This window comes from Tsukamurella sputi (assembly GCF_007858445.1).
Classification (GTDB): Bacteria; Actinomycetota; Actinomycetes; order Mycobacteriales; family Mycobacteriaceae; genus Tsukamurella; species Tsukamurella sputi.
This window is the reverse complement of sequence record NZ_VIGV01000001.1, coordinates 53,752-66,889: the sequence shown is the minus strand read 5'-3', so window position 1 is coordinate 66,889 and position 13,138 is coordinate 53,752. Positions and strand designations below refer to the sequence as shown.

The following is a 13,138-nucleotide window of genomic DNA, read 5'->3' as shown; positions in this document are numbered from 1 at the left end:
TCAGCGGTACACGAGCAGCGGCACCGATGATGGATCGACGTTGTCGGTTGAGGACGGACCTTCGTAGCAGAATCCGAGCCGATCCAGGATGGCGTGCTCGGTGACCCAGCCGAACCCGTCCTCCTCGGGATCGAGGCCTCGCTCGAACGGGAGCGGATCGCCCTCGTCGACGATGGCCTCACCGTCGACGCCGCCGTACGACCGGACCACCTCGTCGTCGCGCCAGAACGCGAACACGCCCATGTTCACCACGGAGTGCAGGATGAACGCGTCCACGTCGTGGGTCCTGAGGATCGGGTAGCCCCAGTCGGGGACGGCCTCCATGACCCACTCGGTGGACACGTCGTCGTACGCGGCGATGATCAGGTCGCCGTACACGGCGACGGCGATCTCACCGTCGCGCGGATAGACCTCCCTCGACAGATCGCCGGTGCGGTGGAAACGGCGCCGCCTACCCCAGGATCGCGTGCCGAGGATCTGCGTCGCCAGCGCGTCGGATGCCGCGACGTCCAGCGGCGGCAGGTCCCGCAGCAGTGCCGCCGGGTCTGTCCCCGCCGGGCACCCCACGATGAAATTGCACTTCATTCCCATACGCCCGACGGTAGGCGGGTGTCCTTGGCCGAAGCTTGGCGCCGGCTGTCCGGCCGCCGGGATCAGCTGCCGCCCAGCACCACTCCCTCGCGGCGCGGATCGACGCCGCCGGCGTAGACGTCGCCCTGTTTGACGATCGCGGACAGTCCCGAGACCTGCGGTGCGAGGTTCAGCTGATGTCCCAGTGCCCGGAGGTCCTCGACGACCTTGCGCCCCTCGTCGGTGCTCAACACGGGGTGCGCGCTGTCGACGTTCGTCTTCGGGGAGTTCGCCGCACCGAAGTTCGCCATCCCGACCGCCTGCTGCGGGTTCAACTTCCAGTCGGTCAGGCCGACGATGGTCTTGATGACGAACTGGATGATGACAGCGCCGCCGGGGGAGCCGAGCGCGCCGATCGCGTCACCGCGCGCGCCGTCGGATCCCCGTGCGAACAGGATCGTGGGCGACATCGAGCTGCGGGGCCGCTTGCCCGGCTGCACGCGGTTCGCCACCGGGAGACCCGCGGAATCGGCGGGCTCGGCGGAGAAGTCGGTGAGCTGGTTGTTGAGCAGGAAACCGTCCACCATGTGGTAGGAGCCGAAGGCGGACTCCACGGTGGTGGTCATCGACGCGACGTTGCCGTGCTTGTCGAGGATCGTGATGTGGCTCGTACCGTGCTCGGGCGGCGTGGTCACGCCCGGTGTGGCGGTGGGGAACTCACCCGGCTTCGCGGTGCCCATCGACTTGCCCCTGTCGATCAGCTTCGCCCGGCCCGCGAGGTATGCGGGATCCACGAGCGCTGCGGGGGAGCCGCCGGGAAGAGGGATGAAATCGGGGTCGGCGATGTACTTGTCCCGGTCGGCGTAGGCGAGCCGCTCCGCCTCGGAGATCAGGTGGATCGCCTCGGCCGTCGGGATTCCCCCGTCGGGCCCAGCATCGCCGCCGTGCACCGCGTCCGGGCCCAGCTTCGACAGATCGAAGGAGTTCAGGATGCCGAGCGCCTGCGCCACGGTGATGCCGCCCGAGGACGGCGCGGGCATACCGCACAGCTCTCGGTCGCGGTACGGCGTGCACACGGCCTCACGGGTCTTGACGGAGTACTTCGCGAGATCCTCGACGGTCATGGTGCCCGCCGTACGACCGCCGGTGGTGTCGCGGACCGAGGCGACGATCGCCTCGGCGATCGGGCCGGTGTAGAAGGCCTTCGCGCCCTCGGAGGCGATGGCGCCCAGTGTTTTCGCGTACGCGGGGTTGGTCAGCTTGACGCCCGCCTTCTTCGGCGCACCGTCGGGCTCGAGGAAGTAGCCCTTGAGATCGGCGTCGTTGGCGAAGTTCTTGGCCTCGTCGGCGATGGCCCCGGCGAGCCGCGGGCTGATCGCGAAGCCGTCGTCGGCGATCTTCACCGCGGGGTCGAAGAGCTCGCGCCAGGTCTTGCCTCCGTGCTCGCCGTGGACGGCCTCGAGCAGTCGCAGCGCGCCGGGCACGCCGACGGCGCGGCCGGAGGAGCGGGCGTCGGGCTTGGGCGCCGTGCGGTCCTCGGGCGAGATCCAGCGCAGGTAGTTCTCGTCGGCGCTCGCGGGCGCCGTCTCCCGGCCGTCGTAGGCCTGCACCTTCTTCGACTTCGCGTCGTAGTACAACAGGAAGGCGCCGCCGGCGATGCCCGAGGATTGCGGCTCGACGAGTCCGAGCACGGTCTGCGCGGCGACGAGCGCATCGGCGGCCGTACCGCCCTGGGCGAGGACCTCACACGCGGCCTTCGTGGCGATCGGGTTCGCGGTCGCCGCGGCGTAGTCCTTGGTGTGCGTGACGGGCAGGCCGGAGCGGTATCCGGACGCACCCTCGGGGTTCGTGCTGATGTCGCGCGGCCCCGACGGCGACGCGGAGGACGAAGGCGTGAACATGGTGCCGGTGGGGCTGGTCGCGTCGCAGCCGCCGGCCGCCACGTTCACCGTCGACGACGGCCCGCCGCTGTTGCCCGACGTCCCGCACCCCGCGAGGGCGAGGGGGATCACGAATGCGGCCGCGGCCGCCGACCTGATACGGAACATGTGGTCCTCCACGTCGATCGGATCATCGAAACCTAACACCGGCCCGTGAGCCGCGCGAAGGGTTCGGCCGACCTCAGCGGAACGAGGCGTCGGGCACCGTCGGCGGGCACGCGCCGCCCGGAGCGGTGACCAACTCGAAGTGCCACCACTCGTTGTCGAACGTGCGGCAGAGGCCCCAGCGGTTGCCGTTGGCCTGCAGCCAGGCCGCGCCCTGCCACGGGCCGACGTCGACCGCCGCGCCGCTGACGTGGGTGGATTCGGCGGGTGGTAGTACCCACCGTCGCGCCGCCGCGGGGGAGCCGTACCGCGCGATCCCGTCCTCCCACAGCCACTGCTGCTCGGACCACGAGCGCTTGCCGGACGTGATGCTGAGCACCACCCCGTTCGCGGCGGCGGCCCGGTACGCCGACGAGTACGCCTCCGCCAGGGCCGGTTCGAGCCCGGCGGTGCCCGGCGCCGTCTCCGCCGAGGCCGCCGGGGCGACCAGCGCGGACGCGGCGACGGCGAGGGTTGCAGCGGTCAGGACGACGGTGCGGGGAACGGACACACCGGACGACTCTAGGCGGTGCTCGGATGCTGCGGGGCGCCCTGCCCAGAGCCCCGCGGGAACCGTCGGCGATGGCTACCCTGAAGCGGTACCGACGAGCGAGGAGGAGGGGCCGTGCGCCCGACCGGGAATCCGGACAGCGGAGCCGACGAACGGACCGTCGGCGAACACCGCAGCGACGGTCCGATGGACGTGCTCCTCGTGACCGGCCTGTCCGGCGCGGGGCGCGGCACCGCGGCCAAGGTGCTCGAGGATCTCGGCTGGTACGTCGCCGACAATCTGCCGCCCGCCCTCATCAGCAACATGGTGGACATCTCGCTCGCCGACGAGTCGCGGATCCACCGCCTGTGCATCGTGACCGACGTGCGCAGCCGCACCTTCACCGGTGACTTCGCGAACATCCGCCGGGAGCTGGCGGAGAAGGACATCGAGCCGCGGGTGCTCTTCCTCGACGCCTCCGACGAGACGCTGATCCGCCGGTTCGAACAGGTGCGGCGCAAACATCCGTTGCAGGGCAGCGGCACGCTCGCCGAGGGCATCGCCGCTGAACGCCGGATCCTGCAGCCCATCCGCTCGACCGCGGACCTGGTGCTGGACACCTCGGCGCTCTCGGTCGCGCGGCTGCGCGAGACGATCGAGAACTCCTTCCGCACTCTGCGATCCGGCACGATCACCGTGACCGTGGAGTCCTTCGGCTTCAAGAACGGGATCCTGCTCGACGCCGACATGGTGCTCGACGTGCGCTTCCTCCCGAACCCCTTCTGGGTGCCGGAACTCCGGCCGCTCAACGGCCTCACCGCGGAGGTCTCCGGGTACGTGCTGGGGCAGCCGGGCGCGTCGGACTTCCTCGACACCTACGCGCAACTGCTGGACCCGCTCCTCGCGGGCTACCGGCGCGAGGGTAAGACGTACCTCACCGTCGGGATCGGTTGCACGGGCGGCAAGCACCGCAGCGTCGCCATGACCGAGGAGCTGGTGCGCCGGCTCGAGGGTCGGCCGGGCATCGAAGTCCGTGCCGCGCATCGGGATCTGGGGCTCGAATGAGGCGGTTGAAGCTCGCCTCGCTCGGAGGCGGCCACGGGTTGTTCGCGACGCTGCGCGCCGGACGCGCCCTGGAGGCGGAGATCACGGCCATCGTCACCGTCGCCGATGACGGCGGCTCGTCGGGCCGGTTGCGCAACGAACTCGGCATCATCCCGCCGGGGGACCTGCGCATGGCGCTCGCCGCCCTCATGCCCGACGACGATCGCGGCGAGTTCTGGGCGGGAATCCTGCAGCACCGCTTCGGTGGTGGCGGTGCGATGGCGGGGCATCCCGTCGGGAATCTGCTGCTGGCCGGCCTGTGCGAGGTGCTCGGGGACCCCGTCGACGCGCTCGATGCGATCGTCGACCGGTTCGGCGTGCAGGGCCGCGTGCTGCCGATGGTGCCGGGGCCCTTGCGGATCGAGGCCGACGTGACCGGGCTCGAGGACGATCCCCGGCTCTCCCGGGTGATCCGCGGTCAGGTCGCCGTGGCGGTCACGCCGGGGCAGGTGCGTCGGGTCCGGTTGCTTCCCGCCCATCCTCGCGCCTGCGTGGACGCGGTCGAGGCGATCATGAACGCCGACGTGGTGACCCTGGGGCCGGGGTCGTGGTTCAGCTCCGTCATCCCGCACGTGCTGGTGCCCGAGCAGGTGGATGCGCTGCGCCGCACTCCCGCGCGGCGGGTCCTGATCCTCAACCTCGCACCGGAGCCGGAGGAGACGGGTGGGTACTCGCCCGAGCGGCACCTGCACGTGCTCGCCGCGCACGCCGACGGACTCCGCTTCGATGATGTCATCGTCGACGCCCGGACCGTGCCGCCCGGCACCGAGCGCGAGCACCTCGTCCGCGCTACCGCGCTCCTGGGTGCGACGCCCCATTTCGTGGATGTCGGCGTGCCCGGCACCCACCAGCACGACCCCGAGGCACTGGCAGCCGCGATCGAGAAAGTGGCCTACAGTGAACTCTCGGACCGCGAATAGGCAACCTTTCCCGTTTCCCGCCCGATGTAGTCGATGTATCCCTAGGAGGGGCCCGCTGTGGCGCTGACATCCCAGGTCAAGGACGAGCTGAGCAGGCTCTCCATCACCCAGGTGAGCGCTCGCCGCGCCGAGGTCGCCTCATTGCTCCGGTTCGCCGGCGGGCTGCACATCCAGGGCGGGCGCGTGATCGTGGAGGCCGAGGTCGACACGGGTATCACGGCCCGGCGGCTTCGCAAGGAGATCCTCGACCTGTACGGCTACAACTCGGACGTGCACGTGCTCAGTGCGGGCGGGCTGCGCAAGGCCGCCCGGTACATCGTCCGCGTGGTCAAGGACGGCGAGGCGCTGGCGCGCCAGACGGGCCTGCTCGACATGCGCGGCCGCCCGGTCGTCGGGCTGCCCTCGCAGATCGTCGGCGGCTCGGTGCACGACGCGGAGGCGGCGTGGCGCGGAGCCTTCCTGGCGCACGGCTCGCTCACCGAACCCGGACGTTCCAGCGCGCTCGAGGTCTCCTGCCCGGGGCCGGAGGTGGCCCTCGCGCTCGTCGGGTGCGCGCGCAGGCTCGGTGTCACCGCGAAGGCGCGCGAGGTCCGCGGGGCGGATCGCGTGGTCGTCCGCGACGGAGAGGCGATCGGCGCGTTGCTGACCCGCATGGGCGCCAACGACACCCGTCTCGTCTGGGAGGAGCGCCGCATGCGGCGCGAGGTCCGGGCCACTGCGAACCGTCTGGCCAACTTCGACGACGCCAACCTCCGCCGCTCCGCGCGAGCCGCGGTCGCGGCCGCCGCGCGCGTCGAGCGGGCGCTCGAGATCCTCGGCCCCGACGTCCCCGATCACCTGGCTCAGGCGGGCTCGCTGCGAGTGCAGCACCGTCAGGCCTCGCTCGAGGAACTCGGCCAGCTCGCCGACCCGCCCATGACCAAGGACGCGGTCGCCGGCCGGATCCGGCGCCTGCTCTCCATGGCGGACAAGCGTGCCGCCGCCGACGGTGTCCCGGACACCGAGTCCGCCGTCACCGCGGACATGCTCGACGAGGGCTGACGAGCGCCCGCGCTGCACGCGAAAGCCGAGTAACCGGGCATGATCGGCGGCACATGCAGAACTGGTCATAACCAAGCGGACGGGGTGTTCCGGAGCTACCGTTGACGGGCAGGCATTCCTGACTCGAAGGAGCACTACTGTGACTGTTCGCGTAGGTGTCAACGGATTCGGTCGGATCGGCCGCAACTTCTTCCGGGCGGTGGCGGCCCAGAAAGCGCTCGGCACCACCGATGTCGAGATCGTCGCGGTCAACGACCTGACCGATAACGCGACGTTGGCCCACCTCCTCAAGTTCGACTCCATCCTGGGACGCCTCGACGAGGACGTGGTCGCCGACGGCGACACCATCCGCGTGGGCGATCAGGTGATCAAGGCTCTGGAGGTCCGCGAGGGCCCCTCGGCCCTGCCGTGGGGCGACCTCGGCGTGGACGTCGTCATCGAATCGACGGGCATCTTCACGGCTCGTGACAAGGCGCAGGGGCACCTCGATTCGGGAGCCAAGAAGGTCATCGTCTCGGCGCCCGCGTCCGGTGCCGATCTCACCGTCGTGATGGGCGTGAACGACGACAAGTACGACGGCAGCCAGCACGTCATCTCCAACGCCTCGTGCACCACGAACTGTCTCGGTCCGCTGGCGAAGGTCGTCAACGACGAGTTCGGCATCGTCAAGGGCTTGATGACCACGGTCCACGCGTACACGCAGGACCAGAACCTGCAGGACGGTCCGCACAAGGATCCGCGCCGGGCGCGCGCCGCCGCGATCAACGTGGTGCCCACGTCGACGGGTGCGGCCAAGGCCATCGGCCTGGTACTGCCCGAGTTGGACGGCAAGCTCGACGGCTACGCGCTGCGGGTGCCGATCCCCACGGGTTCGGTCACCGACCTCACGGTGCAGCTCGCGAAGAAGGCCACCGTCGACGAGATCAACGCCGCGATGAAGGCCGCCGCCGAGGGCGGGCTGAAGGGCATCCTCAAGTACTACGACGCCCCGATCGTCTCGTCCGACATCGTGACCGACCCGCACAGCTCGCTCTTCGACGCCGGACTGACCAAGGTGATCGACGATCAGGCTAAGGTCGTGTCCTGGTATGACAACGAATGGGGCTACAGCAACCGCCTCGTCGACGTGACTGATCTGGTAGGTAAATCGCTCTGATGACCGTTTCCACTCTTTCCGACCTGCTGTCCGAGGGCGTCGAGGGACGCACCGTCCTGGTCCGCAGCGACCTGAACGTGCCGCTCGACGATGCCGGCGTCATCACCGACGCCGGTCGCATCATCGCCTCGGTGCCCACGCTCAAGGCTCTCGCCGAAGCCGGCGCCAAGGTGATCGTGGCCGCGCACCTCGGCCGCCCGAAGGGCGAGCCCGACCCGAAGTTCTCGCTCGCGCCCGTCGCGAAGGAGCTGAGGGAGCGCCTGGGCCGCAACGTCCAGCTCGCGGGCGACGTCGTGGGCCAGGACGCCCTCGCGCGCGCCGAGGGCCTCACCGACGGTGACGTCCTGCTCCTCGAGAACGTCCGCTTCGACGCCCGCGAGACCAGCAAGGACGACGCCGAGCGTGAGGCGCTCGCCCGCGACCTCGCCGAGCTCGTCGACGTCTCCTCGCACGTCGGTGAGGGCGCCTTCGTCTCCGACGGTTTCGGCGTCGTGCACCGCAAGCAGGCGTCGGTCTTCGATGTGGCGAAGCTGCTCCCGGCCTACGCCGGCGGCCTCGTCGACGCGGAGGTGCGGGTGCTCGCGCAGCTGACCGAGAACCCGTCGCGGCCCTACGCCGTGGTTCTCGGCGGCTCGAAGGTCTCCGACAAGCTGGGCGTGATCCGCGCGCTGGCGCCGAAGGTCGACACGCTCGTCATCGGCGGCGGTATGGCCTTCACCTTCCTCGCGGCGCAGGGCTACTCGGTGGGCACCTCGCTGCTGCAGGAGGATCAGATCGAGACCTGCAAGCAGTTGCTCGAGGAGTTCGGCGACGTGCTGCACCTGCCCGTCGACGTGGTGGTCGCGGACGCCTTCGCCGCCGATGCCGCGTCGAAGACGGTCGCGGCCGACGCCATCGAGGACGGCTGGATGGGCCTCGACATCGGTCCCGAGTCGGCGCAGCGCTTCGGTGCCGTGCTCACGCAGGCCAAGACGGTGTTCTGGAACGGCCCCATGGGTGTCTTCGAGTTCCCGGCCTTCGCCGCGGGCACCAAGGCCGTCGCCGAGTCCGTCATCAAGGCCACGTCGAACGGGGCTTTCACCGTGGTCGGCGGCGGCGACTCGGCCGCGGCTGTGCGCACGCTGGGCCTCGACGAGGACGGTTTCAGCCACATCTCCACGGGCGGCGGGGCATCCTTGGAGTACCTCGAGGGCAAGGAGCTCCCGGGCCTGAAGGTGCTCGAAAGGGGTGACGCATGAGCCGTAAGCCGCTCATCGCCGGCAACTGGAAGATGAACCTCAACCACCTCGAGGCGATCGCGGTGGTGCAGAAGCTGGCCTTCGCACTGCCGGACAAGTACTTCGCGCACGTCGATGTCACGGTGATCCCGCCGTTCACCGACCTGCGGTCGGTGCAGACGGCCGTCGACGGTGACGACCTCAAGATCACCTACGGCGCGCAGGACCTCTCGCCGCACGACTCCGGCGCCTACACCGGCGACATCTCGGGCGCCTTCCTCGCCAAGCTGGGCTGCACCTTCGTGGTGGTCGGGCACAGCGAACGCCGCACGATCCACGGTGAGACGAACGAGACCGTGCTCGCCAAGACCAAGGCGGCGCTGCGGCACGGCCTGACGCCGATCGTCTGCATCGGCGAGGGACTCGACATCCGGGAGCAGGGCACCCAGGTCGAGTACAACGTCGAGCAGCTCAAGGGCTCGCTGTCCGGGCTCAGCGCCGAGGACCTGTCCAAGACGGTCATCGCCTACGAGCCCGTGTGGGCCATCGGCACCGGCAAGGTGGCCACCCCGCAGGACGCGCAGGAGGTGTGCGCCGCGGTGCGCGCCACCATCGCGGAGCTCGGGGGTGCCGAGGTCGCGGCGGGGATCCGGGTGCTGTACGGCGGCTCGGTGTCCAGTAAGAACGTGGGCGAGCTCGTCGCGCAGCCCGATGTCGACGGTGGTCTCGTGGGCGGCGCGTCGCTCAAGCCCGACGAGTTCGCCGCGCTCAGCGCGATCGCGGCCGGCGGGCCGCTGTAAGAACGGAGTGGCCGGCCGGGCCGCTGTAGGAACGGAGTGGCCGGCCGGGCCGCTGTAGGTACGGCGCGCCCGAACGCCCTTGAACGACCGACGTCGACCGGAAGGTACACTGGATCCTCGTGGAAACATTGCAGCTGGTGCTGAAGATCGCCATCCTCGTGCTGAGCCTGCTGCTGGTGGTGCTCGTGCTGCTCCACCGCGGTAAGGGCGGCGGCCTGTCGTCGCTGTTCGGCGGTGGCGTGCAGTCGTCGCTCTCGGGTTCGTCGGTGGTGGAGAAGAACCTCGACCGGGTGACGATCTTCGTCGGCATCATCTGGGCGGTGTGCATCATCGGCGTGACGCTCAGCATCAAGCTGACGTCCTAGACGTCGCTCTCAGACGCAACGAGGCGCCTCGAACCCACAGGGTTCGGGGCGCCTTCGTCGTTGCCGGGGACCGCCGGTCAAACGCCCATATGAGCGGCGACCTCGAAATCTGAGCAGGGGGCAGGGGATACTGCCCAGCATGACCAGTGAGCCAGCGCGCGCCGCCACCGAACCCCTCCGCGACGACATTCGGCTGCTCGGCGGGATCCTCGGCGACACCGTCCGCGAACAGGCGGGACCGCAGATCTTCGACCTCGTCGAACGGGCCAGGCAGGAGTCCTTCGCCGTCCGCCGCTCCGAACTCGACCGCGAGCAACTCGCGGCGCTCTTCGCCGATGTGCCCACCGCGGAGGCGATCCCCGTGATCCGCGCCTTCTCGCACTTCGCCCTGCTCGCGAATCTCGCCGAGGACCTGCACCGCGAGCGCCGCCGAGCGATCCACATCCGGGCCGGTGAACCGCCCCAGGCGTCGTCGCTGGCCCACACGTACGAGCTGTTGGAGGGCGCGGAGCTCGACGGTGCCGACGTGGCCGCCGCCCTGCGCCACGCGCTGGTCGTGCCGGTGATCACCGCCCATCCGACCGAGACCCGCCGGCGCACCGTCTTCGACACCCAGCACCGGATCACCGAGCTCATGCGCTACCGCGACCGCACCCAGCTCGACGCGCGCGAGGAGGAACAGGTGCAGGTCGCGCTCCGGCGCCAGATCCTGACGCTGTGGGACACGGCTCTGGTGCGGCTCGAGCGGCTGCGCATCCAGGACGAGATCGAGAACGGCCTGCGCTACTTCGACGCCGCCTTCCTGCGGGTGATGCCCGCGATCAACCGCGAGACCCGGACCCGGCTCCGCGCGCTGTACCCGGGCACCCCGTTGCTGCCCGAGCCGATCGTCCGGCCGGGCTCGTGGATCGGCGGCGACCGGGACGGCAATCCGTACGTCACCGCCGACGTGGTCACCATGGCCACCCGCCGCGCGGCGGCCACCGCGCTCGGGCACTACCTCGACGAGCTCCTGCAGCTCGAGCGGGAACTCGCCCTGAGTTCCCGCCTCACCACGGTCTCCGACGATCTGCTCGCGCTCGCCGCGTGGGACGACTCGCCCAAGCGGGCCGACGAGCCCTACCGGCGCGCCCTCCACGGCATCCGGGGCCGCCTCACCGCGACCGCCGACGCCCTGCTCGACGAGCCTCTGGACGCGCGCACGGACATCGGGGCGCGGGCCTACGGCGCACCGTCGGAACTGCTGGCGGATCTCGGCGTGGTGGACGCCTCGCTGCGCGCGGGCGGCGACGGCCTGATCGCCGACGACCGGCTCCAGGATCTGCGCGAGGCCGTGAACACCTTCGGGTTCCACCTCTCCGGGCTCGACATGCGGCAGAACTCCGACGTGCACGAGGAGACGATCGCGGAGCTCTTCGCGTGGGCCGGCGTGCATCCCGCCTACGCCTCGCTCGACGAGGACGAGCGCGTGCGCCTCCTGAGCGACGAACTGCGGCTGCGCCGCCCGCTCGTCGGACCGGGCGCCGACTTCTCCGAACAGACCACCAAGGAACTCGGCGTCGTCCGCGCCGCGGCGCACGCGGTGCAGTCACTGGGCGCCGGGGCGATCCCGAACTACATCATCTCCATGTGCACGTCGGTCTCGGACCTGCTCGAGGCGGCGGTGCTGCTCAAGGAGGCGGGCCTGCTGCGGCCGGACACCGACGGCGCGGCGCAGTGCCCGGTGAACATCGTGCCGCTCTTCGAGACCATCGAGGACCTCCAGCAGGGCGCGGCCACCATGCGCGCCGCGCTGGCGGTGCCGGTCTACCGCTCGTTGGTGGACGGCAAGGGCGGCCTGCAGGAGATCATGCTGGGCTACAGCGACTCCAACAAGGACGGCGGCTATCTCGCCGCCAACTGGGCGCTGTACCGGGCGGAACTCGATCTGGTCGCGATGGCGCGTGAGGCGGGAATCACCCTGCGGCTCTTCCACGGTCGCGGCGGCACCGTGGGTCGCGGCGGCGGGCCCAGCTACGACGCGATCCTCGCGCAGCCGCCGGGAGCGGTCCGAGGCTCGCTCCGGCTCACCGAACAGGGCGAGATCATCGCGGCGAAGTACGCCGAGCCGGCGCTGGCCGTCCGCAACCTGGAATCGCTCGTAGCGGCGACGCTGGAATCCTCGTTGCTCGACGTCGAGGGCCTCGGCGACGACGCCGACGAGGCCTACGCCGTGCTCGACGAGCTGGCGGCGCTCGCCCGTGAGGCGTACGGCGACCTCGTGCACCGCACCGACGGATTCGTCGAGTACTTCACCACCTCCACCCCGGTGGCGGAGATCGGCGCGCTGAACATCGGTTCGCGGCCCAGCTCCCGCAAGCAGACGGCGAAGATCTCCGATCTGCGGGCCATCCCGTGGGTCATGGCGTGGTCGCTCTCGAGGGTCATGCTGCCCGGCTTCTACGGCACGGGTTCGGCCGTCGAGACGTGGATCGGGGGAGACCCGGCCCGGCTGCAGCAGCTCCGTGAGCTGTACCGGCGCTGGCCCTTCTTCCGCAGCGTGCTCTCCAACATGGCTCAGGTGCTGGCCAAATCGGATCTGGGACTGGCCGCGCGATACGCGGACCTCGTCCCGGACCCGGCGCTGCGGGAGCGCGTCTTCGGGAAGATCGCGGACGAGCACCGGCGGACGACCGAGATGTACTTCGCGATCACCGAGACCGACGACCTGCTGGCCGACAACCACGCGCTCAAGCGCTCGGTGTTCAACCGGTTCCCGTACCTCGAGCCGCTCAATCACCTGCAGGTGGAGCTGCTGCGCAGATACCGATCCGGCGACGAGGATCCGCTGGTGCAGCGCGGCATCCTGTTGACGATGAACGGCCTCGCCACGGCGCTGCGCAACTCCGGCTAGTTTCCGCCCCAGGGCGGAGGACGTGGCGGGCGCGCAGCGGTAACGTCGGCCGCATGACTGACACGGTGGTGCGGGACGAACAGGCGACGGTGTTGACCTTCCTCGCGGACATGGCCGACGGTCGCGCCGAGGAGGCCGTGGCCGCCTTCGACGAGAACGTGGTCTACACGAACGTGGGACTTCCGACCCTGCGCGGGAAGAGGCGCGCCGGTAGCGTGATCCGGCTGCTCGCGCGGCCCGGCCTCGGTTTCGGCGTCGAGGTCACCTCGATCGCCTCCGACGGCGCCCTCGTCCTCACCGAGCGCATCGACGAGCTGCGGGTGGGCCCGCTGCACGTGCGGTTCTGGGTGTGCGGCCGGTTCGACGTGCGCGACGGCCGGATCGTGCTCTGGCGCGACTACTTCGACAACGTCGACGTCTTCAAGGGGATCGTGCGCGGCGTGCTGGCGCTCGCCGTCCCCACCGCACAGCGGACGATGACGCCGCTGCAGCGCTGAC

General features: G+C 70.3%; 12 protein-coding genes. 9 read left to right on the top strand and 3 right to left on the bottom strand.

Annotation, left to right across the window (positions count from 1 at the left end):
* From FK268_RS00345 to FK268_RS00335, 3 genes are all read right to left on the bottom strand, one after another.
* Nucleotides 1–585, bottom strand: a complete 585-nt coding sequence (locus FK268_RS00345) for a DUF6928 family protein (protein WP_231706854.1) — start codon at nucleotides 583–585, stop codon at nucleotides 1–3.
* A 68-nt stretch (nucleotides 586–653) separates the two neighbouring features.
* Nucleotides 654–2,618, bottom strand: a complete 1,965-nt coding sequence (locus FK268_RS00340; protein WP_146430092.1) for a gamma-glutamyltransferase family protein — start codon at nucleotides 2,616–2,618, stop codon at nucleotides 654–656.
* A gap of 73 nt (nucleotides 2,619–2,691) precedes the next feature.
* The gene (locus FK268_RS00335; protein ID WP_438695948.1) at nucleotides 2,692–3,165 is read right to left on the bottom strand and encodes a M15 family metallopeptidase; all 474 of its coding nucleotides are present in this window, start codon (nucleotides 3,163–3,165) and stop codon (nucleotides 2,692–2,694) included.
* Nucleotides 3,166–3,351: 186 nt separating this feature from the next.
* On the opposite strand from FK268_RS00335, the gene rapZ reads away from it, so the two are divergent.
* From rapZ to FK268_RS00290, 9 genes are all read left to right on the top strand, one after another.
* Nucleotides 3,352–4,209, top strand: a complete 858-nt coding sequence (gene rapZ, locus FK268_RS00330; RefSeq protein ID WP_166443444.1) for an RNase adapter RapZ — start codon at nucleotides 3,352–3,354, stop codon at nucleotides 4,207–4,209.
* A complete protein-coding gene (locus tag FK268_RS00325; RefSeq protein ID WP_146430089.1) occupies nucleotides 4,206–5,168 on the top strand; it encodes a gluconeogenesis factor YvcK family protein in 963 nt (320 codons plus the stop codon). Before rapZ ends, FK268_RS00325 begins: the two co-directional genes overlap by 4 nt.
* A 63-nt stretch (nucleotides 5,169–5,231) precedes the next feature.
* Nucleotides 5,232–6,209 (top strand): DNA-binding protein WhiA, encoded by a 978-nt coding sequence (gene whiA / locus FK268_RS00320; protein WP_193560238.1) that lies wholly within the window; start codon nucleotides 5,232–5,234, stop codon nucleotides 6,207–6,209.
* Nucleotides 6,210–6,348: 139 nt separating this feature from the next.
* Nucleotides 6,349–7,365: a type I glyceraldehyde-3-phosphate dehydrogenase gene (gene gap, locus FK268_RS00315; protein WP_146430085.1), complete on the top strand. Its 1,017-nt coding sequence runs from the start codon at nucleotides 6,349–6,351 to the stop codon at nucleotides 7,363–7,365.
* Nucleotides 7,365–8,603, top strand: coding sequence for a phosphoglycerate kinase (locus FK268_RS00310; protein WP_146430084.1), 1,239 nt, complete (start codon nucleotides 7,365–7,367; stop codon nucleotides 8,601–8,603). Before gap ends, FK268_RS00310 begins: the two co-directional genes overlap by 1 nt.
* Complete coding sequence (tpiA, locus tag FK268_RS00305) at nucleotides 8,600–9,382, top strand: triose-phosphate isomerase (RefSeq protein ID WP_146430082.1); 783 nt, start codon at nucleotides 8,600–8,602, stop codon at nucleotides 9,380–9,382. The genes FK268_RS00310 and tpiA overlap by 4 nt, the downstream gene beginning before the upstream one ends.
* A gap of 128 nt (nucleotides 9,383–9,510) precedes the next feature.
* On the top strand, nucleotides 9,511–9,747 hold the full coding sequence (gene secG / locus FK268_RS00300) for a preprotein translocase subunit SecG (protein WP_146431737.1): 237 nt from the start codon (nucleotides 9,511–9,513) through the stop codon (nucleotides 9,745–9,747).
* 139 nt (nucleotides 9,748–9,886) lie between these two features.
* The gene (gene ppc, locus FK268_RS00295; RefSeq protein ID WP_146430080.1) at nucleotides 9,887–12,640 is read left to right on the top strand and encodes a phosphoenolpyruvate carboxylase; all 2,754 of its coding nucleotides are present in this window, start codon (nucleotides 9,887–9,889) and stop codon (nucleotides 12,638–12,640) included.
* A gap of 53 nt (nucleotides 12,641–12,693) precedes the next feature.
* Nucleotides 12,694–13,137 (top strand): limonene-1,2-epoxide hydrolase family protein, encoded by a 444-nt coding sequence (locus FK268_RS00290; RefSeq protein WP_146430078.1) that lies wholly within the window; start codon nucleotides 12,694–12,696, stop codon nucleotides 13,135–13,137.
* Nucleotide 13,138: the final 1 nt, after the last annotated feature.